This window comes from Plantactinospora sp. BC1 (assembly GCF_003030345.1).
Classification (GTDB): domain Bacteria; phylum Actinomycetota; class Actinomycetes; order Mycobacteriales; family Micromonosporaceae; genus Plantactinospora.
The window spans coordinates 6,580,070-6,605,052 of sequence record NZ_CP028158.1; the positions used below are offsets into that span (position 1 = coordinate 6,580,070).

The 24,983-nt window shown below is 71.5% G+C and carries 20 protein-coding genes and 1 riboswitch; of the genes, 10 read left to right on the forward strand and 10 right to left on the reverse strand.

The window, feature by feature from the left end; translation table 11 throughout:
- Window positions 1-797 precede the first annotated feature (797 nt).
- Entirely contained in the window at window positions 798-1,007 is a 210-nt protein-coding gene (locus tag C6361_RS37220; RefSeq protein ID WP_159079526.1) for a hypothetical protein, read from the reverse strand.
- Here C6361_RS37220 and C6361_RS28855 point away from each other — a divergent pair.
- On the forward strand, window positions 949-1,926 hold the full coding sequence (locus C6361_RS28855; RefSeq protein WP_234359674.1) for an NAD-dependent epimerase/dehydratase family protein: 978 nt from the start codon (window positions 949-951) through the stop codon (window positions 1,924-1,926). The genes C6361_RS37220 and C6361_RS28855 overlap by 59 nt on opposite strands.
- Here C6361_RS28855 and C6361_RS28860 read toward each other — a convergent pair.
- Together C6361_RS28860 and C6361_RS28865 are read right to left on the reverse strand one after the other, a co-directional pair.
- Entirely contained in the window at window positions 1,923-2,765 is an 843-nt protein-coding gene (locus C6361_RS28860; RefSeq protein WP_107269637.1) for a DNA polymerase beta superfamily protein, read from the reverse strand. The genes C6361_RS28855 and C6361_RS28860 overlap by 4 nt on opposite strands.
- Entirely contained in the window at window positions 2,762-3,658 is an 897-nt protein-coding gene (locus C6361_RS28865) for a DNA polymerase beta superfamily protein (protein WP_234359069.1), read from the reverse strand. Before C6361_RS28865 ends, C6361_RS28860 begins: the two co-directional genes overlap by 4 nt.
- Before the next feature lie 327 nt (window positions 3,659-3,985).
- Between C6361_RS28865 and C6361_RS28870 the strand changes: the two genes are divergently transcribed.
- From C6361_RS28870 to C6361_RS28885, 4 genes are all read left to right on the forward strand, one after another.
- Complete coding sequence (locus C6361_RS28870) at window positions 3,986-6,043, forward strand: type IIA DNA topoisomerase subunit B (RefSeq protein WP_107269639.1); 2,058 nt, start codon at window positions 3,986-3,988, stop codon at window positions 6,041-6,043.
- A gap of 79 nt (window positions 6,044-6,122) precedes the next feature.
- Window positions 6,123-8,648: a DNA topoisomerase (ATP-hydrolyzing) subunit A gene (locus C6361_RS28875; protein WP_107269640.1), complete on the forward strand. Its 2,526-nt coding sequence runs from the start codon at window positions 6,123-6,125 to the stop codon at window positions 8,646-8,648.
- 121 nt (window positions 8,649-8,769) lie between these two features.
- Window positions 8,770-10,431 (forward strand): DASS family sodium-coupled anion symporter, encoded by a 1,662-nt coding sequence (locus C6361_RS28880; RefSeq protein WP_234359070.1) that lies wholly within the window; start codon window positions 8,770-8,772, stop codon window positions 10,429-10,431.
- A gap of 26 nt (window positions 10,432-10,457) precedes the next feature.
- The gene (locus tag C6361_RS28885) at window positions 10,458-11,510 is read left to right on the forward strand and encodes a tartrate dehydrogenase (RefSeq protein WP_369931456.1); all 1,053 of its coding nucleotides are present in this window, start codon (window positions 10,458-10,460) and stop codon (window positions 11,508-11,510) included.
- An 83-nt stretch (window positions 11,511-11,593) separates the two neighbouring features.
- Here the strand turns inward: C6361_RS28885 and C6361_RS28890 are convergent, their stop codons facing one another.
- A complete protein-coding gene (locus C6361_RS28890) occupies window positions 11,594-12,058 on the reverse strand; it encodes an aminoacyl-tRNA deacylase (protein WP_107269643.1) in 465 nt (154 codons plus the stop codon).
- A 69-nt stretch (window positions 12,059-12,127) separates the two neighbouring features.
- Window positions 12,128-12,415, reverse strand: a complete 288-nt coding sequence (locus tag C6361_RS28895; RefSeq protein ID WP_107269644.1) for a flavin reductase — start codon at window positions 12,413-12,415, stop codon at window positions 12,128-12,130.
- 570 nt (window positions 12,416-12,985) lie between these two features.
- On the opposite strand from C6361_RS28895, the gene C6361_RS28900 reads away from it, so the two are divergent.
- From C6361_RS28900 to C6361_RS28915, 4 genes are all read left to right on the forward strand, one after another.
- Window positions 12,986-13,762, forward strand: a complete 777-nt coding sequence (locus C6361_RS28900) for a helix-turn-helix transcriptional regulator (protein WP_304598508.1) — start codon at window positions 12,986-12,988, stop codon at window positions 13,760-13,762.
- Window positions 13,749-13,940 (forward strand): DUF397 domain-containing protein, encoded by a 192-nt coding sequence (locus C6361_RS28905; RefSeq protein WP_107269646.1) that lies wholly within the window; start codon window positions 13,749-13,751, stop codon window positions 13,938-13,940. The genes C6361_RS28900 and C6361_RS28905 overlap by 14 nt, the downstream gene beginning before the upstream one ends.
- Before the next feature lie 194 nt (window positions 13,941-14,134).
- A complete protein-coding gene (locus C6361_RS28910; RefSeq protein WP_107269647.1) occupies window positions 14,135-15,211 on the forward strand; it encodes an NADP-dependent oxidoreductase in 1,077 nt (358 codons plus the stop codon).
- 66 nt (window positions 15,212-15,277) lie between these two features.
- Window positions 15,278-16,879 (forward strand): FAD-dependent oxidoreductase, encoded by a 1,602-nt coding sequence (locus C6361_RS28915; RefSeq protein WP_107269648.1) that lies wholly within the window; start codon window positions 15,278-15,280, stop codon window positions 16,877-16,879.
- A 157-nt stretch (window positions 16,880-17,036) separates the two neighbouring features.
- Here the strand turns inward: C6361_RS28915 and C6361_RS28920 are convergent, their stop codons facing one another.
- Together C6361_RS28920 and mdlC are read right to left on the reverse strand one after the other, a co-directional pair.
- On the reverse strand, window positions 17,037-17,753 hold the full coding sequence (locus C6361_RS28920; protein WP_107269649.1) for a hypothetical protein: 717 nt from the start codon (window positions 17,751-17,753) through the stop codon (window positions 17,037-17,039).
- A gap of 484 nt (window positions 17,754-18,237) precedes the next feature.
- Entirely contained in the window at window positions 18,238-19,839 is a 1,602-nt protein-coding gene (gene mdlC / locus C6361_RS28925; RefSeq protein ID WP_107269650.1) for a benzoylformate decarboxylase, read from the reverse strand.
- Window positions 19,840-20,095: 256 nt separating this feature from the next.
- Window positions 20,096-20,239: riboswitch (cyclic di-AMP (ydaO/yuaA leader) on the forward strand.
- Between the two features lie 472 nt (window positions 20,240-20,711).
- Here mdlC and C6361_RS28930 point away from each other — a divergent pair.
- A complete protein-coding gene (locus C6361_RS28930) occupies window positions 20,712-21,539 on the forward strand; it encodes a C39 family peptidase (protein WP_234359071.1) in 828 nt (275 codons plus the stop codon).
- Between the two features lie 162 nt (window positions 21,540-21,701).
- On the opposite strand, the gene C6361_RS28935 is transcribed toward C6361_RS28930, so the two are convergent.
- From C6361_RS28935 to C6361_RS28945, 3 genes are all read right to left on the reverse strand, one after another.
- The gene (locus C6361_RS28935; RefSeq protein WP_107269651.1) at window positions 21,702-22,250 is read right to left on the reverse strand and encodes a DUF2231 domain-containing protein; all 549 of its coding nucleotides are present in this window, start codon (window positions 22,248-22,250) and stop codon (window positions 21,702-21,704) included.
- A 177-nt stretch (window positions 22,251-22,427) separates the two neighbouring features.
- Window positions 22,428-23,216, reverse strand: a complete 789-nt coding sequence (locus C6361_RS28940; protein WP_107269652.1) for a GNAT family N-acetyltransferase — start codon at window positions 23,214-23,216, stop codon at window positions 22,428-22,430.
- A 46-nt stretch (window positions 23,217-23,262) separates the two neighbouring features.
- Window positions 23,263-24,963, reverse strand: a complete 1,701-nt coding sequence (locus tag C6361_RS28945; RefSeq protein ID WP_107269653.1) for a CDP-glycerol glycerophosphotransferase family protein — start codon at window positions 24,961-24,963, stop codon at window positions 23,263-23,265.
- Window positions 24,964-24,983: the final 20 nt, after the last annotated feature.

The window sequence follows — 24,983 nt, forward strand, 5'->3', positions numbered from 1 at the left end:
GACGGACGGTTCGCGCCCGGGTGGCACCGCCATCCGGGCCCGGACCGTCCGGTGGGCGAGAGCCGCTGCCACTCTTTGGGGCGGCTGATCTGACCCTGTAGTCAGGTGCGGTCGAACTGATCACAGTGGACTTCAGTCGGTGAGGGGTGGAATCGACCGGCCCGGCGGACTGGCGGCCCGGGGTGGGTGTTGGGTGATGAGGCGAGCTGGTCATCGTCGGTGCGGAGCGACCCGGCGGCGGAGCCGGGGGTAGTTGGCGCGGAGACTGTCGAGCTGGGTGCACAGGCGGGGCACGGAAACCGGGGTTGTCGAGGGCGTGCTGCGGTTCGCCGTCGACCGGCCGGGCGAGACCGGGGTTCGGGCAGGGCAGGGTCGGTTCGGGCAGGGCGGGGTCGGTTCGGGCAGGGCGGGGCCGGTTCGGGCAGGGCGGGGCCGGTTCGGGCAGGGCGGGGCCGGTTCGGGCAGGGCGGGGTCCGGGCAGCCCGGGAGGGTGGGCGCACAAGCGGGGCAGCTCGACAGTCTCCTCGGCGAGTGTCCCCACCCCGCTCCCCACCCGACGTCAGGAGATCGCCGGCTCGGAGACACCTGGAAGCACCGGGTTGCACGATCAACCTGCAAAGACAGGGCGCCAGCAGCGCCCCGTCGCCGGATTTCGAGAGGCGACGTCGGCGGCATCTATCTCCTCGCCTGCCCGGATCGCCCGGATCGCCCGTTCGACTGCCGGTTCGACTGCCGGTTCGACTGCGCCTGACCGGACCCCGTCAAGGCCCGACCCTGCGCGTTGTGGCCCAGACCCGTCAGCGGCCATACTGACAGCCTTCCGCCGGTCGCGAGACCGACACGCTTTCCGGATCGGCCGGCGCGGCCGCGTTCCGGGGGTCGGCGGCGAGCACAGGAGGTGGCGGCATCAGCGCCCGCAGGGTTCTCTTCGTCGGCGGCAGCGGGATCATCAGCTCCGCCTGTTCCCGGCTCGCGGTCGAGCACGGCATCGAGTTGACGGTGCTCAACCGGGGCACCACCACCCGGCGACCGCTGCCGGCCGGGGTCACGGCGCTCCGGGCCGACATCCGCGACCCGGACTCGGTCCGGGCGGCACTGGGCGGCCGGGAGTTCGACGCGGTCGTCGACTGGATCGCCTTCACCCCGGCACACCTGCGGACCAGCATGGAGTTGTTCCGGGACCGGACCGGCCAGTACGTCTTCATCAGCTCGGCGTCGGCCTACCAGACTCCGCCGGCCCGGCTGCCGATCGTGGAGTCGACGCCGCTGCGCAACCCGTACTGGCGGTACTCGCGGGACAAGATTGCTTGTGAGGACCTGCTCGTCCGGGCGTACCGCGAGGACGCGTTCCCGGCCACCATCGTGCGCCCGTCGCACACCTACGACCGGACCCTGGTGCCGTTCGACGGCGGCTGGACGGTGGTCGACCGGATGCGCCGGGGCCGGGAGATCGTCGTACACGGCGACGGTACCTCACTGTGGACACTGACCCACCACTCGGACTTCGCCCGGGGCTTCGTGCCGCTGCTCGGGCATCCGGCCGCGATCGGGGACACCTTCCACATCACCTCCGACGAGGCGCTCACCTGGAACCAGATCGCCGAGACGCTGGCGTCGGCGGCCGGCGTACCGGCCCGGATCGTGCACGTGCCCTCGGACGCGATAGCCGCGGCGGATCCGGAGTGGGGTGCCGCGCTGCTCGGCGACAAGACACACTCGATGGTCTTCGACAACAGCAAGCTGCGCCGGCTGGTGCCGGACTTCGTCGCCACCGTCCCGTTCGCACAGGGCGCCCGGGAGATCGTCGATTGGTACGACGCCGACCCGACCCGGCAGCGGATCGACGCCCGGCTCGACGCGCTGCACGACCGCCTGGTCGAGACGTACCGGATCCGCGACCTGGTCGGGGCCGGCTCGGAGGACTAACGGCCGGGCACGGTGGCCAACCGGATCCGGACCAGCAGGTCGTGCAGGGCGGGCTCCGCTGCCGGCCGCTCCGGGAGCCGGGACGCCAACTGCGCCTCGTCCAGCGCCGCGTGCAGGGCGGTCAGGTCGGCGTCCAGCCGGTCGGCTCCGGGCGCCTCGGGGACTCCGGCGAGCAGGTCGTGCTCGCCGGCCGCCTTGGCCGCGACCAGCGTGCCGAGGTAGCCCGGCGCCTCGGGCAGCTCCGCCCGCAGGGTCGGCAGGTGGGCCTCCAACCGGCCGGTCCGCATCAGATGGATGCCGGTGAGCAGGGTCCGGAACGTGTAGAGCAGCGGCTTCAACTCTCCGGTGCGGTCGAAGAGCCGGCGCTGGGTCTGCGCGAAACCCCGGTAGTGGTGCGCGTGGTGCCGGGTCAGGCAGGCCGGGGCCAGCGCGACCAGTTCGGCGTGCGCCTCCCCGGTCAGCACGACCAGCGGGGAGAGGAGCTGTTCCAGTACGTAGCCGTTGCGCCGGAGCAGCAGGTGGCCGAACTTCACCGCGTCGTGAGTGACCAGGTCGATCTCGACGCCGTCCCTGGTCCAGCTCCGGTCCACCGTGGCCGGCCCGTGCCGCAGCCCGACCACCTCGGCGGCCGGCAGCAGGTGCACGCCGCGCAGGTCGACGTCGGAGTCCCGGGACGGGAAGCCGTAGAGGTGCGCCCCGGAGACGGTGGCGAAGAGCAGCGGATAGGGCTGGTCGGCCACGACGTCGCGCAGCGCGGCCGGGTCCAGCCGGGTCAGGTCGGGTGCCGGGGGAGTGCGGCCGGTGTCGCCGGTCGTCGGGGTGGGTTCCGGGTGGCTCATCCGAGTGCCTCCCGGGCGCTGCGGGCGCGTACCGAATAGAGCCAGGCGTCGACCCGGGCCGCGTCCGGCGCCGCCGGCAGCGGGGTGTGCGTGACGGCGTCGTCGAGGTCGGCGTGCAGGGCCAGCCGCCAGCGTTCTACCTCGGTCCAGCCGACCTCGCCCCGGCGTACGGCGAGCAGCCGTTCGCGGTGCTGTCCCACGTCCAGCTCCAGCCGGCCGTGCCGGAGCAGGTCACCGGCGGCGATCAGCAGCCGGAGCAGGTGCATGACGTGCTTCCACCGGGGTTCGCCGTGCTGCCGCAGATCCGCCTCCAGCTTCTTGAACTGACTCAGCACGTAGCCGGAGTAGGTCTGGTAGGCGAGCTGGGAGAGGAACGCCGGCCGCAGGTCGAGGAGTTCCTCGCCGACCGGGGTGACGGTGAGCACGGTGCGGGAGTGCAGCACCTCCAGCAGGTTCGGGTTGGCCTTCAGGGCCAGCTCGCAGAAGCGCTCCACCTCCCAGGAGAACCGTTCCGGCTCCGGGCCGTCGAGATGGCTCGGCGGCTTGGCCAGCGACCAGAAGGCGGCGGCGGGCGCGGCGTAGACGCCCCGGACGTCGGTGTCGGACTCCTCGGTGGCCAGCCCGAACGCGCGGGAGCCGACCACCGCGGCGTAGATGGTGTGCCGGACGACCAGGTCGGGGCCGTCGACCGCCGCCGTGCCCGCCTCGACCGCCAGGTTCTGCTGGTACGCCTTGCGGAGCGCGAGCTGCCCGCGCGGGCTGCGCAGCCGCCGCCCGTCGGTGAGCTGGACCAGGTAGTCGTCGCCGGTCGGGTCGTGGTCGAGCACCCGGCCGGTGGCGCCGCGCTGCACCCGGGTGCCGGCCAGGTCGACGCCGGTCTCCCGCAGCACCACCTGGGTTCCGTCGGGTAACCGGGGAGACGTCGATCGCCTGGACACGACGGACATCCTGCCGTACCGGAGGTCCCGCCGGCACCGGAGATCACGCCGGCACCGCTGGCACCAGGCGTGCCCGGCGCGGCGCGGCGGGCCCTCGGTCGACTCCTGTCACACCCTGCGGCGACAATCGGGTGATGTTCCTCGCCACGCGGCCCGGCCCGGCCGGACGGTGCCGCCCCCCGGCCGGCCCAGTGGGTACGCTCGCTACCGGCGTGGGGTCCGCCCCGGCGCCCAGCCCGCCGACCAGCGGCGCACGACCGGCAACCCTGGGAGTTCACCTCGTTGACTGCACAGCCTGAAATCCTGTACGGGGCCGACGACCTCACCCACCTGGAGGGTCTGGACGCGGTCCGGAAGCGCCCCGGCATGTACATCGGGTCGACCGACAGCCGTGGCGTGGGTCACCTGTTCAACGAGATCGTGGACAACTCCACCGACGAGGGGGTCGCCGGCCACGCGACCCGGGTCGAGGTCACCCTGCACGCCGACGGCTCGGTGCAGGTCGACGACGACGGCCGGGGGATCCCGACGGACGTGCACGCCAAGTCCGGGCTCTCCGGCGTCGAGCTGGTGCTGACCCGGCTGCACGCGGGTGGCAAGTTCGGCAACTCCGGCTACAAGACCTCCGGCGGCCTGCACGGGGTGGGCGCCTCGGCGGTCAACGCCCTCTCCCGGCGGTTCGACGTGACGGTGCGCCGGGACGGCAAGATCCACCAGATGTCGTTCCAGCACGGCGTACCGGGAATATTCGACGGCGCCGGCGCCGGGGCGACCTTCGCCGCGCACCCCGGGCTGCGCCTGCTCGGCAAGATGAAGCGGGGCGAGCGGACCGGCACCTCGATCCGCTACTGGCACGACGCGCGTTACTTCGAGAGCGGCGCGACCCTCGACGTCGAGGCGGTCCGGACCAAGCTGCGGCACACCGCGTTCCTGGTGCCGGGCGTGACCTACGTGCTGCGGGACGCCACCGGCGGGGCGATCAGCGCCGAGACGTTCCACTTCCCGAACGGCCTGGCCGACATGGTCGACTACCTGGCGCCGGCCGCCGAGAAGCCGGTCTCCGGCACGCTGCTGGTCACCGGCGAGGGCACCTACCGGGAGAACGCCGCCGACGCCAACGGCGTGATGCGCAGCAACGTCGAGCGCCGCGCCGAGGTCGAGGTGGCGTTCCGCTGGGGCACCGGCTACGAGCGGACCGTCGAGTGCTTCACCAACACCATCCGCAACGTGCACGGCGGCACCCACCGCCGGGGCTTCGAGCGGGGCGCCACCCGGGCCCTGGTCGACGCGATCCGCAACGCTCGCGGCCTGCTCAAGCCGAAGGAGGACGCCCCGGTCCTGGACGACATCCTCGAGGGCCTCACCGCCGTCGTGCACGTCCGGATCCCGGAGCCGCAGTTCACCTCGCAGACCAAGGACGAGCTCTCCACCGCCCCGGTGACCAAGGTGGTGCAGGCCGTCGTCGAGCAGCACATCAAGGCCTGGCTGGAGGACCGCAGGACCCGGGCCGAGGCGCGTACGGTGCTGCAGAAGATCGTCGACGCGGCCCGGGTCCGGCTGACCCAGAAGCAGCAGAAGGACGCCGCCCGGCGCAAGACCGCGCTGGAGGGCGCGGCGATGCCGCCGAAGCTGGTCGACTGCCGCTCCACCGGGGTCGAGCGGAGCGAGCTGTTCATCGTCGAGGGAGACAGTGCGCTCGGCACCGCCCGGCTGGCCCGCTCCAGCGAATACCAGGCGCTGCTGCCGATCCGGGGCAAGATCCTCAACGTGCAGAAGGCCAGCCTCCAGCAGGTGCTGGACAACGCCGAGTGCTCGGCGATCATCCAGGTGCTCGGGGCGGGTTCCGGGCGCACCTTCGATCTCGGCTCGCTGCGCTACGGCCGCATCCTGATCATGGCGGACGCGGACGTCGACGGCTCGCACATCCGTACCCTGCTGATCACGCTCTTCGCGAAGTACATGCGGCCGGTGATCGAGGCGGGTCGGCTCTACGCCGCCGTGCCGCCGCTGCACAAGATCAGCACCAAGGGGAAGAACCCGGAGACCTTCTACACCTACACCCAGGCCGAGATGGAGGCCACGGTCGGCCGGCTGGAAAAGGCGAAGAAGCAGGTGGTGACCCCGATTCCCCGGTTCAAGGGTCTCGGTGAGATGGACGCCGACGAGCTGTGGGACACCACGATGAACCCGGCCAGCCGGATGGTCCGACGGATCACCATGGACGACGCCGAGGCGGCCGAGCAGGTCCTCGAACTGCTGATGGGCGAGAAGGTCGAGCCCCGGAAGAACTGGCTGATCGACTCGGCGAACCGGGTCGACCAGGAGGCGATCGACGCCTGATCCGTCCGCACGGACGGGCACGCGGAACCGACAGCGGCCGGGCATCCCCGGCCGGCGAGGAAAGGCAGCGCTGCACACCATGGCACGCCGTACGGGCAAGGGACCCAAGGTCGACCTCTCCGCCTTCGACCAGGCGGGGGCAAGGGTCCTGGACAACCCACTGGCCACCGAGGTCGAGGACTCCTACCTGGAGTACGCCTTCTCGGTGATCCACTCCCGTGCGCTGCCGGACGCGCGGGACGGCCTCAAGCCGGTGCACCGGCGCATCCTCTACTCGATGAACGAGCAGGGGCACCGGCCCGACCGGGCACACGTGAAGTCGGCCCGGGTCATCGGTGACGTGATGGGTAAGTACCATCCGCACGGCGACACCGCGATCTACGACGCGATGGTCCGGCTGGCCCAGGACTTCTCGCTGAACGTGCCGCTCATCGACGGTCATGGAAACTTCGGTTCCCAGGACGACGGACCGGCTGCCGCGCGTTACACCGAGGCCCGGATGTCCCGCGAGGCGATGCTGCTGGTCGGCGAGCTGGGCGAGGGGACCGTCGACTTCAAGCCGAACTACGACGGTTCGCTGACCGAGCCCTCGGTGCTGCCGGCCGCCTTCCCGAACCTGCTGGTCAACGGCACCTCCGGGATCGCGGTCGGGATGGCCACCAACATGATCCCGCACAACCTCGGCGAGGTGGTCGCGGCGGCGCGCTGGCTGATCGACCACCCGGACGCCGACCTGGACAGGCTGATGGAGTTCGTCCCCGGCCCGGACCTGCCGACCGGCGGCCTGCTGCTCGGGCTGGACGAGGTGCGCAAGGCGTACGAGACGGGGCGGGGCGTGGTGCGGATGCGCGCCCGGGTCGAGACCGGTCCGCTGGAGGGGAGCCGGGGCCGGCAGGCGATCACCGTGGTCGAGCTGCCGTACGGGGTCGGCGCCGAGAAGATCATCGAGGCGATCACCGACGAGGTACGCGGCAAGCTGATCACCTCCGGCCCGCGCAAGGGCCAGCGGCAGGCCGCCCGGCTCCAGGGCATCGCCGACGTCAAGGACCTGACCGACCGGGAGAACGGCACCCGACTGGTGATCGAGTGCAAGGTGGGGGTGAACCCGCAGGCGCTGCTCGCCGACCTCTACCGGCTCACCCCGCTGGAGCAGTCCTTCGGGGTCAACAACCTCGTCCTGGTGGACGGCCAGCCGCAGACCCTCGGGCTCAAGCGGTTGCTGGAGGTCTTCCTGGCCCACCGCTACGAGGTGGTGACACGACGTACGACGTTCCGCCGGCGCAAGCGGGCCGACCGGCTGCACCTGGTCGACGGCCTGCTGATGGCGCTGCTCGACATCGACGAGGTGGTCCGGCTGATCCGGGCCAGCGAGAACGCCCAGGCCGCCAAGGACGGGCTGATGAGCCAGTTCGGGCTCTCCGAGATCCAGGCGACCTACATCCTCGACACCCCGCTGCGCCGGCTGACCAAGTTCGACCGGATCGAACTGGAGGTGGAGCGGGAGCGGCTGCGCGAGGAGATCGCCGCGCTGACCGAGATCCTCGACGACGACCGGGTGCTGCGTAAGGTCGTCTCCGACGAGCTGGCCTCGGTGGTGGACGAGTTCGGCACGAGGCGGCGTACCACGCTGATCGACGGGGACCTCAAGGAGGTGCTGGCGGCGTCGGCACCGGCCGGGCCGCTGGAGGTCGCCGACGACCCGTGTCAGGTGATCCTCTCCGCCACCGGGCTGGTCGCCCGGACCGCCGCCGAGTCGGAGGAGGCCGCCGAGGGGCGGCGCCGCAACGGCCGGACCAAGCACGACGCCGTACGCGCCGTCGTGCACACCACCGCACGCGGTCAGGTGCTGCTGGTGACGAGTGCGGGGCGGGCGTTCAAGACCGACGTACTGCCGCTGCCGGTGCTGCCGGAGCAGGCCGGTACGGTCTCGCTCTCCGGCGGGATGTCCACCGCCGAGCTGGTGCCGCTGGAGCCGGGGGAGAGCGTCGTCGGGTTGGCGCCGCTCGGCGAGCGCGGCGCCGGCTCGCCCGGTCTGGCCCTCGGGACCAGGCAGGGTGTGGTCAAGGTCTGCGCCCCGGACTGGCCGGTCCGGTCCGACGAGTTCGAGGTGATCGGGCTGCGCGACGGCGACGAGGTGGTCGGGGCGACCTGGCTCACCGACGGTGCCGAGACGCTCGCCTTCATCGCCTCGGACGCCTCGCTGCTGCGCTTCCCGGCCAAGCTGGTCCGGCCGCAGGGCGTCAAGGGCGGCGGGATGGCCGGGATCAACCTCGGCTCCGGTGCCGAGGTGGTCTTCTTCGGCGCGGTCCGCACCGACGAGGCGGAGCACGGCGAGCCGATGGTGGTCACCTCGACCGGCAGCGGCGTGAAGGTGACCCCGTTCGCGCTCTATCCGGCGAAGGGTCGGGCCACCGGCGGGGTACGCGCACAGCGCTTCCTCAAGGGCGAGGCCAGACTGGTCGTCGCCTGGATCGGGCCGCGACCGGTGGGCATCAGCAAGCGCGGCGAGCCGATGGCGCTGCCCGAGCCGGACCAGCGCCGGGACGGCTCCGGGGTGGCGATGTTCGGCCCGGACAGGGTGGGGCACCTGATCGAACGCGGCTGAGCGCCGTACGGCCGGGTTCGACTGTCCTTTTTCGTCGACTTCGGTTGTGGACCACCGGTCTGGCGGGAATGAGGGGGAGTACCCCCTCTTCCGGCACCCGAGCAGACCGATGGAGGTTGTCGTGGCCACCACCAGCGACAGCAGCGACACCGCCCCTGCCAAGACCGACACCGCCCCTGCCAAGACCGACACCGCCCCTGCCAGGACCGATGTGGACAGGGCGTTACTCGGCGGAGGCACCTACCGGAGCCTCGGGGAGCAGCGGCTCTCCCCGGCCGAGGAACGGTTCGAGCGCGGCCGCCGGACCACCGGCCTCTGGCTCGCCCCGCTCGTCTCGGTGATCTTCCTGGCCCTGCCGCTCGACATGCCCGGCAACCAGCAGACCCTGGCCGGCATCCTGCTCGGCGTCATCGTGCTCTGGGTCACCGAGCCGGTACCCATTCCGATCGGCGGGCTGCTCGGCGTCGCCGCCGTCGTCGTACTCGGAGTGGCGCCCGCCGACGACGTGCTCGGACCGTTCGGTTCCTCGACGGTCTTCACCTTCATCGGCGCGTTCATCCTCGCCCAGGCGATGCTCAAGCACGGCCTGGCCCGGCGGTTCGCGTTCCGGATGCTGTCGCTGCCCGGCGTCGGTCGGACCACCGGCCGGGTGGTCGTCACCTTCGGCCTGATCACCGCGCTGCTCTCCGCCTTCGTCTCGAACACGGCCACCGTGGCGATGCTGTTGCCGACCGCGCTGGGCATCCTCGCGGTGATCGCGAAGCTGTTGCAGGAGCGCGGCATCGCCAAGGCCGACTTCGACCCGACCCGGCTGCGGGTCGGCGTCGCGCTGATGCTCATGCTCGCCTACGGTGCCAGCGTCGGCGGCCTGCTCACCCCGGTCGGCACGCCACCGAACCTGATCGGCCGGGACCTGATCGCGGAGGCGACCGGGGAGCGGATCTCGTTCGCCGAGTGGATGGCGGTCGCCTTCCCGATCTGCGCGCTGATGTTCGTCGCGCTCGCCGTGGTGCTGCTGCTGTTGAACAAGCCGGAGATCCGCCGGATCGACGGCGTCGCCGAGTACGTCGCCGCCGAGCGCGCCCAACTCGGCCGGCTCTCCAGGGCCGAACGCAACACCCTGGTCGCCTTCACCGTCACGGTGGTGCTCTGGATCACCCCGGGTGTGGTGGCGCTGATCTGGGGCAGCGACTCCGGCCAGTACGAGTGGATCGGCGGCCGGCTCGACGAGGGGATCGTGGCGGTCTTCGGCGCCTCGCTGCTCTTCCTGCTCCCCACCGACTGGCAGAGCCGCTCGTTCACCCTCACCTGGTCCGACGCGGCCAGGATCGACTGGGGCACGATCCTGCTCTTCGGCACCGGCATCATCTTCGGCGCGCTGCTGGAGGGGAGCGGACTGGCCAAGACGATCGGCGACGGCAGCGCCGACCTGTTCGGGCTGAGCAGCACCTTCGCGATCACCGCCTTCGCGGTCCTGCTGGCGATCGTCATCTCGGAGACGACCAGCAACACCGCCTCGGCCGCGGTGGTGGTACCGATCATCATCCCGGTCGCCGTGGCCGCCGGGATCAACCCGTTCGTACCCGCGCTGGCGGCGACCTTCGCGGCCTCGTTCGGCTTCATGCTGCCGGTCTCCACCCCGCAGAACGCGATCGTCTACGGCTCGGGCGTCGTACCGATCACCAAGATGATCCGCTCCGGCTTCTCCTTCGACATCCTGGGGGCGATCCTGATCCTGTTGATCCTTCCGCTGATGATCGCGCTCGTCGGGCTGGGTAGCTGATGGCGGCCCCGAAGTCCGGCGCGGACGTGCGACGGATCGCGGTGATTCCCGGTGACGGCATCGGCGTCGAGGTGACCGAGGCGGCCCGGCAGGTGCTCGACGCGGTGGCCCGGCGGCACCGGATCCCGCTGGCCTACGACGAGTACGACTGGTCCTGCCGGCGTTACCTCACCGAGGGCGCGATGATGCCGGCCGACGGCCTCGACCGGCTCCGCCCGGCGGACGCGATCCTGCTCGGCGCGGTCGGCTGGCCGGGGGTACCCGACCATGTCTCGCTCTGGGGGCTGCTGATCCCGATCCGCCGGACGTTCCGGCAGTACGTCAACCTGCGCCCGGTCCGGGTCTTCCCCGGGGTGTCCAGTCCGGTCCGGGGCGCCCGGCCGGGCGCGGTCGACCTGGTGGTGGTCCGGGAGAACGTGGAGGGCGAGTACAGCGAGATCGGTGGCCGGTTCAACCGGGGATTCCCGGACGAGATGGCGGTGCAGGAGTCGGTCTTCACCCGGGCCGGGGTGAGCAGGATCGTCGACTACGCGTTCGCGCTGGCCCGGACCCGCCGGTCGTACGTCACCTCGGCCACCAAGTCGAACGGGATCGTGCACACCATGCCGTTCTGGGACGAGGTCGTCGCCGAGCGGGCCGCCGAGCACCCGGACGTGCGGTGGGACGCCGAGCACATCGACGCGCTCGCCGCTAAGCTGGTGCTGCAACCCGACCGGTTCGACGTCATCGTCGGCTCGAACCTCTTCGGTGACATCCTCAGCGACCTCGCGGCGGCGGTGGCCGGCAGCATCGGGATCGCGCCGTCGGCGAACCTGGATCCGACCGGTACCTTTCCGTCGATGTTCGAGCCGGTGCACGGCTCGGCGCCGGACATCGCCGGGCAGGGGATCGCCAACCCGCTCGGCGCGGTCTGGTCGGCCGCGCTGATGCTCGACCACCTGGGGCATCCGGAGGCGGCGGCCGAGGTGGTCAGCGCGATCGAGGCGTGCCTCGCCGATCCGGCGACCCGGACCCGGGACCTGGCCGGCACCGCCACCACCCGGGAGGTGGTGTCCGCCCTGCTCGCGCAGCTCGACTGAGCGCGTACCCGCTCGGGGTGCCGGTCGGGGCCGGTCGGGGTGCCGGTCAGGGTCGGGGTCGCGGTCGGCGTTGGGGTCAGGGTTCAGCGTGGCGGTTCCGGGTCGGTGACGTCGGCGACCCGGCCGTCCAGGGCGGCCACCGCCGCGTCGGCGTCCAGCGCCACGGCAGTGCCGCGCTCGCCGGTGCCGAGCGTGATGGTGCGGCCCCGGATCCGCTCGTCGGCCACCACCGGCCACGCCGTCCGGGAGCCGAACGGGGTGATGGTGCCGCGCTCGTAGCCGGTCGCCGACCTGGCCTCGTCGGCGTCCGGCAGGGCGAGCCGGTTGACCCCGAGCAGGGTACGCAGCTTCGGCCAGGAGATCACCCTGTCGCCGGGGACCAGGACGAAGACGAAGTCCTGCGCACCCCGACGTACCACGATGGTCTTCACCACGTCCGGAACCTCGACGCCGATCGCCTCGGCGGCCTCGGCGACGCTGCGGACCGGCCCGTGCCGGATCACCCGGTGCGGGAGGCCGGCCGAGGTCAGGGCGGTGATCGCGGACATGGCGCCACCGTACCCGCCGGCCGGGTGTCGTCTGGGCCGGTCCGGCGACCCGGCCCCGTGACGAGGCGGTCAACGGCGCCGGGGGACCCAGTAGAGGATCTGCCCGGCGATCAGCGCGGGGTGCGTGTCGGGCATCGCTTGCAGTGCGCGGGTGAGGTGCGCGCCGAGGTACATCATCAACCCCACCCGGTCGCCGTTGAAGCCGATGAGCAGGGCCAAGCGGGCCGGCGCGCACGGCCACGGATCCTGGCAGGTCTGGCAGTGGTACGACCGCGCCGGAGTGTGCGGGCCGATCGGGTACCGCCGCCGGGAGAGTCGTCGCATGTGCCGGTACCAGCGCTCCTGGGGCCCGATCACGGCTAGCTCCGACCGGCTCGCTCGGCATTCCACTCCCGGTCGCCGTGACGGCCTCGGGAATTCCGCGCGGGCGCGAAAGCGCTGGCCCGGCCGACCTGGTGTCGACCGGACGGTGGGTTCCGGAGCGGATCCCTGTCGTCCCTGCCGCTCCTCCCGTCCCTGCCCTCCCGCGCCCACCGCGTGTCCGGCGGCGGGCCGATCGGGTCCAGGCGTAAGACGACTTCGGGTACGGGCGACGAGGCGCGCATGCCGGCTCGGTACTCCTCGTCGGTCATCGGCCGAATCAACGGTGTGTACGGCTTCGGGGCGCGGCGGGCCGCGTCCGGACAGATCCACCGAAAGCCGCATCGGCAGTACCGCCAGAGTCGGCGCCAGTCGCGGCGGTGAATCGAGCGGGATTTGCGAAACCATCTCATCTGTTTGTCTCCCGTCGCCAAATCGTGGACGGCCTGGAAAGGCCGCCAGTTCCACCATGGACGGAAAGCGCATAGCCTCGATAGGGGTTCGGAAAGCAGTGGTAGGGGACTGGTGACCAGTCGTCCGTAATCCGCCGTGGTTAGGGAGTAGTGTGTGAGTGATCTTCGAGAGAAACTCCGCCGGGAGCGGGCCAGACTCGGAATGACGCAGGACCAGACCGGCGCCGTGATCAACGTGAGTGCGTCGTCGGTCGGTGCCTTCGAGAACGGTCGGATGGTTCCGATGCCCGACACCGCGAAGGCGCTGGATGAGCTCTTCAATACCGGTGACGAGATCCAGCGGTTGTCAACCGAGGCGCGGGCCGAGGCGCAGGCGCCGTGGCTGCGTCCGTGGACCGACAACGAACGGCGGGCGACCCTGCTCCGCTGGTTCGAGCACAGTCTGATACCGGGGCTGTTGCAAACCGCCGACTATGCCCGCGCCATTCTCTCCGCCGGTCCGAACCGCCCTGCCGTGGTGGAGGAATGGACAGCGAGCAGGCTGGCCCGACAGGCGGCTGTCTTCGACCGCGACGATCCACCAACGCTCTCGGCGATCATCGGCGAATCGGCGCTACGGTTCGGCAACCAGTCGATCATGAAGGATCAGCTTGAGCATTTGGTCGACATCGGGCACCGGTCGACCGTCCATATCCGCGTCGTTCCCCAGGGCGCCGGTCTACATGCTGGGCTGACCGGGGCCTTCGTCGTGGCCACCCTGCCCGGTGGGTCGCGCCTCGGCTATCTCGACGACCAGTTGCGCGGGCGGGTGGTCGCGGACGCCGACGAGGTAGGCGATCTGGACCTGACGTGGGAGAGTTTGAGTGCGGTCGCGCTTCCGCGTGACCAGTCCCGCGACGTGATCCTGAGGGTGATCGATGATTACACCTGAGCCGACCTGGCGGAAATCCAGTCGCAGCGGTTCGAACGGCGGCGCGTGTGTGGAGGTGGCCGGGAACCTGCCGGGCCGGGTGCTGGTCCGGGACAGCAAGGACCAGGCAGGCCCGGCGCTCAGCTTCGCCCCGGACGCCTGGCGCACCTTCGTCGGCGAGCTGACCCGCCGCCCGTAGCCGCGCCACCGACCCGACAGCGCCTCGCCCCCCGGTCGACCCGGGGGCGAGGCGCTGCGTCGTCCGTGCGCGGCCACCGCACCCGAGGTGGCGGGTCTCACGGCATGGAGACCCGCCATCGGGTACGACAACACTGGCAGGCCGAGCAACAATCGCGCGGCTAGCAGCAGACAGCACCGGAAGGAACAGCCAGCATGTCGATCGACGCCAGCGCAGCAGACCCGGAGAACCGTGGCGGGACCGGTCCGGCCGGCCCGGGACTGACCAGTCGGGAGATCCGGCTGGCCGCCCGGCCGCACGGTGAACCCGGCCCGGAGAACTTCGAACTGGTCAGCACCGATGTGCCCGCACCCGGGCCGGGGCAGATCCTGGTGCGGAACACCTGGATGTCGGTCGACCCGTACATGCGGGGGCGGATGGACAACCGGAAGTCGTACATGCCGCCGTTCCGGGTCGGCGTCGCCCTGGACGGTGGCGCGATCGGCGAGGTCGTCGCCTCCGAGGCCCCGGCGGTACCGGTCGGGGCGACCGTGTCGCACGGGTACGGCTGGCGCGAGTACGCCGTACTCGACGCCGCCGCCGCGACCGTGGTCGACACCGCGCTCGCGCCCGCCGAGGCGTACCTCGGGGTGCTCGGCACGACCGGGCTGACCGCGTACGTCGCGCTCACCGACACCGCCCCGGTCCGTCCCGGGGACGTGGTCTTCGTCTCCGCCGCCGCCGGAGCGGTCGGCTCGGTCGCCGGCCAGTTCGCCCGCAAGCTCGGCGCGTCCCGGGTGATCGGCTCGGCCGGCGGCCCGGAGAAGGCGAGGCGGCTGGTCGAGGAGTTCGGCTACGACGCGGCGATCGACTACCGGGCCGGTTCGGTCGGCGCGCAGTTGGCGACGGCGGCGCCGGACGGGATCGACGTCTACCTGGACAACGTCGGCACCGACCACCTGGCCGCCGCGCTGGACGCCCTGCACATCGGCGGCCGGGTGGCGCTGGTCGGCGCGATCAGCATCTACAACGCGACCGCGCCGGTGCCCGGCCCGAGCAACCTGGTGCTGGCGCTGACCAAGCGGCTCAGCCTGCGCGGCATGCTGGTCACCGACCACCTGGACCGGTTCCCCGAGTATCTTCCGCTGGCGGCGGGCTGGCTGGCCGACGGCTCGCTGCGGACCGCCAGCACGGTCCGGGAGGGGATCGAGGCGGCTCCGGGCGCCTTCCTGGAGATGCTCCGGGGCGGCAACGTCGGCAAGATGCTGGTCCGGCTCGCCGACGGGACCTGAGCGGGGGCGGTGGGAGAATCGCAGCTCGGTTCCGTGGGCGTGACGACGGGGCGGCGAGGAGACGGCATGAACGAGCAGGACCGGTCCACGGTCAGCCGGCGTGGCTTTCTCCGTGCGGTCGGTGTCAGCGGCGGGGCGGGCGCGATGCTCGCCACGATGGGCGCGCTCGGGCTCGTCGCGACCGCCGACGCACCGGCGCCGCCGTTCCGGGCACCGGCCCGCTCCGACTTCAGCCTGACCGGCCGGGCCGGCGCCCGGGTGCTGGTGCTCGGCGGTGGCGTCGCCGGCCTCACGGTCGCCTACGAGCTGGGCAAGGCCGGATACCACTGCACGGTGCTGGAGGCGCGTGCCCGGGCCGGTGGCCGGAACCTGACGGTCCGGGGCGGCACGGTGGAGACAGACCTCGACGGGCATACCCAGCGGGCCGAGTTCTCCGACGGGATCTACCTCAACGCCGGGCCGGGCCGGATCGCCCAGTGGATGCTCACCATGGACTACTGCCGCGAGCTGGCCGTACCGGTGGAGGTGTTCGCCAACGCCAACGCGGACGCGCTGCTCTACAACGCCTCGGCCGGGATGACCGCGCCGGTCCGCTACCGCACGGCCAGGGCGGACGTGCACGGCTACGTCTCGGAGCTGCTGGCCAAAGCGACCGACCAGGGAGCACTGGACCACCGGCTGACCGCCGAGGACAAGCAGCGGCTGCTCTCGTTCCTGGAGCAGTACGGCGCGATCGGTGGGCGCACCAGCGGCTGGGCCTACACCGGAAGCAGCCGGCGGGGCTACGCCAGCTATCCCGGTGCGGGTAACGACGGCGGCGTACCGCTGGGTGCCCCGCCGCCGCTGGCCGACGTCTTCGCCAGCAACGTCGGCCGGTACTTCTCCTTCGAGGTCGAGTACGACCAGGCGATGCTGATGTTCCAGCCGGTTGGCGGGATGGACCGGATCACCCGGGCGCTGGCGAAGGCGATCGGCACCCACCGGATCCGCCTCGGCGCGGAGGTGACCGGGGTGACCGACCGGGGCGGTCAGGTCGAGGTGACCTACCGGCAGGGTGGCCGGGACCGCCTGGTCCGGGGCGACTTCTGCGTGACGACGCTGCCGCCACGGTTGATGGCCCGGGTGCCGCACAACCTCGGCGCCGACGTGACGGCGGCACTGGACAGCTTCCCGGCCACTGCCTCCGGGAAGATCGGTCTGGAGTACCGGAGCCGCTGGTGGGAACTTGACCAGCGGATCTACGGGGGCATCACGGAGACCGACCTCGACCTGACGAACATCTGGTACCCGTCGTACGGCTTCCACGGCGAGCGCGGCCTGATCGTCGGCTACTACAACGCCGGGGCGGCGGCGCGGGTGTACAGCGTGCTGACCCCGGCACAGCGGTGGGAGCGGGCGGTCACCCAGGGCGTGAGAATCCACGGTGCGAAGTACCGTTCCGAGCTGGTGACGGCGTATTCGCAGGCATGGGACCGGACCCGCTATCTGGAGGGCGCCTGGACCCTGCCGCCGTACGGCAGCGCCGGCTACACCCTGTTGCTCCGGCCGGCTGGCCGGGTCTACTTCGCCGGAGACTGGCTGAGCCGCGCGGTCGCCTGGCAACACGGCGCCTTCGTCTCGGCCCGATCGGTGGTCACCGCGCTGCACCAGCGGGTGATGGCGGGCTGAGTCACCGTCGGGGCGATGCCCGGGGTGCACGACGGTCTCCGGTTCGATCCGCCGTCGTCGAATTGGTTCGCCAGCTTCCCGGGTCCGGAGACGCCGCTGGCCGGGTCCCCTGTGGTGGGGACCCGGCCAGCGGGTTCGGTTGTGTTGTTTGGTTGTCTTAGCTGTTGTTCCAGGTGTTGGCGACCAGGTCGGCGGCCAGGTCCTCCCACTGCGCGTACGCGTCGGGGTAGGCCGAGACCTGTACCTTCTGCGCGGCCACGGTCAGCGGCAGGTCCTGCCAACCGTCAACCTGCTTCAGCCCCTTGAGGAACGCGATGGTCGAGTACTCCGGATCGGTGATCTGCTCCGGCGAACCCCAACCCGACGACGGTCGCTGCTGGAACAGGCCCAGCGAGTCGTGGTCGTTGCGGTCACCCAGGTGACCCAGGTTCTCCAACTTCGACTCCTGCAACGAGGTACCCACGGCGATCACCGCGGCACGCTCGTCCAGACCCGCCTTCTTCGTGGCCTTCACGATCGCCTTGACGTTGTCGGACTGCTCACCCGACAGCGCAATCCGCGACTGCTTACCCTGCGCACCGTGCGGGACCAGCTTGTCCCGCGACGGCTTACGATCCTTACCCTCGCGCTTGTCACGCTTCTCGCTCTTACGGTCCTTCTCGTTCTTGTCGCTCTTGTGGTCGTTGCCCTTGTCGGCCATGACCGACTGCGACACCGGCGAGGCGACATGCTCGGGGGCGGCGTGGGCGGCCACGGCGGGACCGGCGACAGCGCCACCGACGAACGCCAGGCCAGCGACACCCAGAGCGGTCTTACGAACCAGGGAAGTCTGCTCGATGGCCGGGAGCCATCGGCTGAACAGAGTCGTGTTCATGATGGTCTGCCTTCCAATCGGGGGAACAACACCCCACGGGGGAAACTGGGGTGTCATTGGAAATCACACGTCCCGAGACTGTCGAAGCCTCCAGGGACAGAAGAAGGTTCGCCTGGCACTACATGCACGGGGGGTGCTGGTACTCAGGCGAACACCATATGTAACGACCGGCGGCCCCGGATCATTCCCCGAGGCCCGGCCACCAGCCCAGGTCACGGGCGGTGCTACTCGGCCGTACGCGAGATGTAACGACCGGCAGGCAGCCGGCATTCCGCCGTCAGCAATCGATCATGAGATCGGCGAAGGTCTCCGACCCGACGGGCCGGATCGGCGATCATGGGCGGGACCGCCCGGACTCGTGCCGACCACCCCGATGTCCCGTTCAGCCGGTATCAGCCGTTCAGCTCCGGCCCTGGCGGAATCGGACGGGCCGCACCTCGATCCCCGACCACGGCCGTGGCGGTCGGCGGCCGGCGGTCGGCGGTCAGAGCAGCGGGGCGACGTCCCGGGTGATCGGTACGGCCAGCACGGTCGGACTCTCCGTGCCGAGCGCCGCCCGGAACGCCGCCCGGAACTCGTCCACCGATTCCACCTGGTGTGCGACACAGCCGTAGCCGCGGGCGATGCTCGGGATGTCCAGGCCGGGCAGGTCGAGTCCGGGCACCCCCGGCGCGTCCTCCAACTCGGCGAAGGCCTTCAGCACCCCGTACGCCTGGTTGACCGGCACCACGAAGACGACCGGCAGCCGGTGCTGGGCGGCGGTCCAGAGCGCCTGCGGCGAGTACTGGAACGAGCCGTCCCCGATCACCGCTACCACCGGCCGGTGCTGCCCGGTGTCGCGCTGGGCGAGCGCGATGCCGACCGCCGCAGGCAGCGCGAAGCCCAGGCCGCCGCTGGCCATCTTGAAGTACGAGCCCGGTCGGGTGATGGTCAGTTGCCGGTGCAGCACGCTGAGGTTGGAGGGGGATTCGGGGACCACGATGCCGTCCGCCGGCCATTCCGCGGCGAGCGCCCCGAAGAGTGCCTCCGGGGTCAGCGGGGTGCCGGGGTCCGCGTCGGGCACGGCGGGGCGGGTCGGCGGCATCGGCCGGTCGGTGGCCGGCAGCCGCTCGGTCAGCCCGGCGCAGGCCAGCGTCACGTCGCCGACGAGGCTGTCGCCGACCGGTGCCCGGGCCGCCTCGGCCGGGTCGTCGGTGACGTGCAGCAGCCGGGTACCGTCCGGCAGGTAGCCTCGCCGACCGGGGACGTACGGGTAGTAACGGAATACCGGGGCACCGATCACCAGTACGGTGTCGTGGCCGACCAGTTTCTCGGCCAGCGGGCCGATCGCCGGCGGCAGCAGTCCCTGGAACTGCGGGTGGTCCTGGGGGAAGCCGACCCGGTCGGCGAAGGGCGGCTGCCAGACGGGTGCCCGGGTCCGTTCGGCGAGGGCGACCGCCTCGGCCCAGCCGGCGCTGCGGTCGACGCCTGAGCCGATCACCAGCATGGGGTGTCGGCTGGCCGCCAGGATCTCGGCGAACCGGTCGAGTTCGGCCGGGTCGGGGGCGACCCGGGTGCTGACCCGGCGTACCGGCGCCGTGCCGGTGGCCGGCTCGTCCCAGTCGTCCAGCGGCAGGGAGAGGTAGACCGGCCCGGCCGGCGGCTGTACGGCGGTGGCGAGCGCCCGCATGAACGCCTCGGGAATGTCCTGCGCGCGCAGTGGCTCGTGACTCCATTTGACGTACGGCTCGGGCAGTTGGGTGGGGCGCACGTTGGTCAGCATCGGCTCGGACAGATTCATCGTCCGGGTCTGCTGACCGGCGGTCACGATCATGGGTGTCTTGTTGTGCCAGGCGGTGACGAGGCTGCCCATTCCGTTTCCGGTGCCGGGTGCGGTGTGCAGGTTGACGTGCACCGGCCGGCCGCTGGCCTGGGCGTAGCCGTCCGCCATCGCGACCGCGGAGGCCTCCTGGAGAGCCAGAACGTAGCTGAAGTCGGCCGGAAAGTTCTTCAGGAATGGCTCCTCGGTGGAGCCGGGGTTGCCGAACAGGGTGGTCAGGCCGAGGGAACGGAGCAGGTCGTAGGTAGCTTCGTGCACCGTCGTCATCGGAAGGAGCCTCCTGCGGTCTTCGTCCCCATGTTCGAGCCACCGGACCAAGCCGGCATTTCCGTCATACCGTACGCGTACATGATCATGCCGGTTTATCCGCCGGTCGCCTCCCGGCCCGGCTGCCCGGCCGACGCTGTCCCAATCGCGCTCCGAGTCACTGTTTTCGCTGTTCAGTGGGGTTGGCAACGACAGAAGTCGACCAGTAATCTCGGCGAGTCTGGTCCGGCCCCTTGGTCGCCGTACGGGTGACACCGGAGCAGACCCGCCGAGTCGTTACGTAACGAGCCGGGGACCCACAGTTATCTGGGGTGAATCCGCGAGCCGCTGTGGCCCGCGGTAGGGCGGCCTTCCTGCCCGAATCCGTCAGCTAACCCGGTAGGCGGTGTCGGAAGGAGTAGCTGTTCGTGCGGCACCACCCGGGCCCCGGCCCATCCCCCCAGTTCCCTCGCTGCGTCGCGCCCCCGCCCCCGGCCGTCGCGGCCGTCCCGGACCACCCGGTCCCCGGCGGCCACCCCAACCTGGCCCGATAGCGGTCCGTGACGCCGAAGTCGTCGACGCGCGGGCACCCCGCCGGCCCGCTGGCCGGCAGTTTCCGGTGAGGCCGCCGGTCGGCCGCGACGGATCGTGGTGGCGCTGATTCCACCGGTACGCCGATAGCGGCGCCAACCCGGTCGGCACACCCTCGGTCCGTCCCGCCGAATGCGTATCGGCGGACCTTTTCCCGTGCGATTCCGTGCGATTTCGCGTCACGTTTCCCCGCAGCAGCGAAAGAAACGTCGCGTCATTTCTCGCCCCCCGGTGATAGTGGCGCGCATTTCCTCTGGAGGACAACGTTGAAGCACGCAATTAACGGGCGGTTCCGGACCGTCATGTCGGGCCGACGTAACCGGCTCGCGCTCGCCTCGGCAGCGGTGCTCGCCGCCGCCGCGTCCACCGGGGTCGTGCTGACCTCGGACGGTTCGGCCGAGGCACCGCAGCCCTCGACCGTCGCCGTCGCCGACCTCGGCGCCCCGGCGGCGGGTCAGGCCGGAGCGGCGGTCACCACCGCACCGGAGACGACCGCACCCGCGACGACCGCACCGGCGACCCCGTCGCAGCCGGCCACCAGCGCGCCGGGCACCTCCACGCCCAGCGCGGCGGCGAAGGCGGCTGCGGCCAGCACCCCGAGCAAGCGCCCGGCACCCCCGGAGTCGAAGCTGCTGGACTACCAGTTCCAGGCCCAGATCAACGGCTGGTACTGCGGCCCGGCCGCCACCCGGATCGCGCTGACCGTCCGGGACAAGAAGCCCAGCCAGGACGCCGTCGCCGCCGACCTCGGCACCACGATGAGCGGCACGAACTCGGCCCAGGACACCACCCGGGTACTCAACAAGATCATCGGTACCGACTTCTACCGCACCACCGCCATCCCCGGCGGCGCGGCCACCCCGGCGCAGATGGACCGGCTCCAGGCGGACGTCGTGCACGCCGTCACCAGCGGGTACGCCGTGGTCGTCAACATCGCCGGCTCGGCCACCGACCTCGCGGGCGGCTGGCACAGCTACCCCGGCGGGCACTACCTGACCGTCGTCGGCTACCGCGACGACGGCCGTACGGTGAAGATCGCCGACCCGGCCATCCCGGGCGAGGACAGCAACTACTGGATGACCACCATCGACCTGGCGAACTGGGCGGCCACCCGGGGCTACTCGTCCTGATCCGCCCCGTCCGCCGGTAGCAGCACCGACGACCCGCCGGTAGCAGCACCGACGACGCCGGCCCGACCCACCCACCCGGACGACCCGTGCCGACCGGGGGCGTGGGACGGGCCGGCGTCGTCGTCGCGAGCGGTTCCGCGCCCGGCCTCGGTCAGTTGCGGATCACTGGCCCTGCCACACCGCCTGGGCGCCGGTGTCACCGGTACGGAACACGTAGTACAGGGTGATCCCGGCCGCCGCCAGGGAGAGCACCCCGAGCACCAGGGTCAGCACCGGTGACCCCTTGGCGGTCGCGGCGGCGGTCCCCTCCGTGCCATCGGCGCCACCCTCGACCCCGGCGGTCACCGGTGCGGGGGCGGCGGTCCGGGGCCTGACGAGGAAGACCAGCGCCAGGGCCAGCACCCCGAGCACGAGCGTCGCGTACAGGGTGTTGGTGCCGAGGTCCTGGTGCTCCGCCAACCTCGGGACGTACTCCGGGCTGACCCGGTTACGGGACTCCAGCCGGGCGAGGAAACGGTCGCCGGAGAGCTTGGCCATCAGCGCGGCGAGCGGGGTGGCGACCGCGAGCAGTCCCAGCACCCAGCGCAGGTGCGGGCGGACGAACGGCAGGAACGCGTACCCGACCGCGGTCAACGCGAGCAGTGGCACGAAGACCACCGCGGCATGGACCAGGAACGGGTGGGCGGGAATGCCCATGAACTCCTCGAGCACCGGCGCCTCCTCGGCGACAGATCGGCTGGCGACAGACAGGGATGGACGACAGGCGTACGGGCCGGTGGACGGCGGCCCGGCAGCCTGGCGGATCGGCGGGCTTTCCAGAACGTTGACATGGTGCCCGGGGTGCGCACCCTTGACAAGGGCGACACCGTAACGCGGTGGTGGTGCTGTTCAAAGAGGACGGACGTCCGGGTCGGGCGGCGGCTCGCCGACGACGTACTCGGCGTACTCGGCGACCGGGGTGAAGCCGAGCCGGTCGTAGAGCTTGTACGCCGCCGTGTTCTCCGCGACGACGTTCAGCGCCACCGTGTCGACGGTCTCCAGCAGCCGCCGGCAGAGCGTCGCCACCGCCGTACTGGCCAGCCCCTGTCCCCGGTACGCCGGAGCCGTCGTCACGTTGCCCAGCGCGCTCACCCGGTATCGCGGCGACCAGACGTGCACCCCGGCGACGGAGACCAGTTCGCCGTCCCGGCGCAGCCCGACGTAGTGACCGGTCTCGACCATCCGGGGGTCGAACCAGTTGTCCGGATAGGCCGTCCGGTAGAAGGCCGTCAGTTCCGGTATGTCGGCCTCGGTCAGCACCTCGCCGCCGGACGCCACCCGGGCCAGCCGGTCCGGGTCGGTGAGCGCCATCTTCAGGTGCGCGCCGCGCGACCTGAGCGGGTACTCCCGGGCCAGCACCGCCTCGCCACCGGGGGAGAGGTGTGCCTCGAAGTGCCGGGGCAGCAGCGGGAGAAGACCGGTGAGCAGCTCGGTCAGCACCGCCGGTGAGCGGTGCAGCGCCAGCAGCACCGGAGTGGACCCACCGTGGTAGAGCAGCGCCACCGCGTCGTCGCGCCGATACCAGGTGGTGTACGGCCAGTAGAAGTCGTCCAGGTCGCCGAGCTCGTACGCGTGCAGGTGCGGGTCGCGGCGCAGCAGACCGGCCAGTTCGTTCCGGTCGTGGCTGGTCCTGATCATCGTCACCGACGCATCATGGCACAGCCCTCGCGCCGGGAGCGTGCGCTCAGGGGACCGGCGCGGGGCGGGGCGACGGTACGGACTGGGCAGCCCCGGCACCGTCCAACTGCCGGCGGGCCTCGTCGAGGAAGCCGTCGGCGTAGCGCTGCTCCGGGAAGTCCCCGAGATAGCGGGTACGGGTCCGCCACCGCACCTCGGCCAGCGGATCGGTCTCCAGCAGCCGGTCCAGTACGTCGTCCAGATTGGACATCTGCGAGTCCAGCACGTAACCCGAGCCGGCCAGCGGGAAGCCCTCGACGAACCGCTCGCCCTCGCCGACCCGGTCGGTCACCGCGTACGGCTTGCCGGAGTAGAGGTAGTCGGAGATCACCGCCGAGACGTCCGAGACCAGCGCGTCGGAGGCGTTGACGCAGTCGACCAGGCTCATCTTCTTCGCCGCGTCGGCGCCGAAGACGTGCCGCCGTCCCGTGCTGGCCCGGTGCTCGGCGAGGAGCTGCTCGATCCGGGCGAGCTGCCGGGCCGACGCCGGGTTCTGCGAGGTGTACGGGTGGGCCCGCAGGATCACCGTCACGCCCCGGTCCAGCAGCCGGCGGACCAGGGTCTCGCCCACCGGCAGCGAGCAGTGGTCGACGTCGGCGTTGTGCCCGGTCCAGGTCGGCGTGTAGAGCACCACCTTGTCGGCCCGGTCCCGGATCGGCTCCCGGCGCACCGCGATCGACTCCACCTGCGGGCGGCCGACGATGGCGAACTTCTCCCGGGGGATGGTCACGCCGTTGCGGGCGTACCGGTCGATCGCCGCCTGCCCGGCGACGAAGATCCGGTCGAAGATCGCGGAGACCGGGTTGGCGCTCGGCGCCTTGTCGCTGTCGCCGTGGTGCAGCTGGATGTGTGTGAGGTGCGCGAAGCGGATGCAGTGGCTGTTCTTCGCGCCGTGGTTGACGTAGAACGCCACCCGCAGGCTCGGCACGATCGCCTCGTCGATCGAGCGCGGCGTCGGGCAGACCACCACCGGCGCCCTGGTGGCGGCCGAGATCGCCGGCAGGAAGTTCGGCTCCCGGAGCAGCACCATGAACGGCCGGCCGATCCGCTCCAGGTACGGCAGCCACATCATGACCTGGTATTCCGAGCCGGGCGGCGCGGAGAAGTAGAGCAGGAACTCCGGCTGGTGCCGGCGCAGCGCCTGGGTGACCGCACTCTGCCCGCCGGAGGGCCGCAGCCGGCGCAGCGCGATCGGCCCGACCGCGCCGACCGCGGCGGCCGCGCCGACCAGCACGGTCAGCACGAGGGCGGGCCAGACCGGCAGGGTGAACGCGGCGCTGCCGGCGAGCAGCACCAGCAGGACCAGCACCGCCGGCCCGAGCCGGTCGGCGACGAGCAGCGGCGACGACCGTACGCCGAGATTGGCCGAGCGGACCTCCAGCTCGGCGGCGTCGCGCAGCGGCCGCTCGGCCAGGGTCAACCCGAGCAGGCCCGTACCGGTGAGCGCCAGCGCCACCGAGTTCCACCCGGACCCGGGCAGCCGGTGGGCGTATCCGACCAGTACCCCGGCGATCAGCAGGACCGGCTCGGCGACCAGCTCGGCGCGGGGGTTGACCCGGCGCTCCAGCCAGAGCGCGACCGCACCGGCCCCGGCCAGGGCGAGGCCCGCCAGCTCGGCCGAGGTGAGGGCGAGGAGCAGGAAGGACAGCACGGCCAGGCCGGCACTCAGACACCGGACGGTCAGTTTCCTGACCAGATCGCCACGCATGCGCTTCCTTCCTCGGATCG

Bases quoted from the DNA above. Each gene is read 5' to 3' on its own strand.
- C6361_RS28915 (WP_107269648.1), top strand. From the start codon at position 15,278: ATGAACGAGCAGGACCGGTCCACGGTCAGCCGGCGTGGCTTTCTCCGT.
- mdlC (WP_107269650.1), bottom strand. From the start codon at position 19,839: ATGACGACGGTGCACGAAGCTACCTACGACCTGCTCCGTTCCCTCGGC.
- C6361_RS28905 (WP_107269646.1), top strand. From the start codon at position 13,749: ATGATTACACCTGAGCCGACCTGGCGGAAATCCAGTCGCAGCGGTTCG.
- C6361_RS28945 (WP_107269653.1), bottom strand. From the start codon at position 24,963: ATGCGTGGCGATCTGGTCAGGAAACTGACCGTCCGGTGTCTGAGTGCC.
- C6361_RS28920 (WP_107269649.1), bottom strand. From the start codon at position 17,753: ATGAACACGACTCTGTTCAGCCGATGGCTCCCGGCCATCGAGCAGACT.
- C6361_RS28930 (WP_234359071.1), top strand. From the start codon at position 20,712: ATGTCGGGCCGACGTAACCGGCTCGCGCTCGCCTCGGCAGCGGTGCTC.
- C6361_RS28940 (WP_107269652.1), bottom strand. From the start codon at position 23,216: ATGATCAGGACCAGCCACGACCGGAACGAACTGGCCGGTCTGCTGCGC.
- C6361_RS28875 (WP_107269640.1), top strand. From the start codon at position 6,123: ATGGCACGCCGTACGGGCAAGGGACCCAAGGTCGACCTCTCCGCCTTC.
- C6361_RS28910 (WP_107269647.1), top strand. From the start codon at position 14,135: ATGTCGATCGACGCCAGCGCAGCAGACCCGGAGAACCGTGGCGGGACC.
- C6361_RS28890 (WP_107269643.1), bottom strand. From the start codon at position 12,058: ATGTCCGCGATCACCGCCCTGACCTCGGCCGGCCTCCCGCACCGGGTG.
- C6361_RS28860 (WP_107269637.1), bottom strand. From the start codon at position 2,765: ATGAGCCACCCGGAACCCACCCCGACGACCGGCGACACCGGCCGCACT.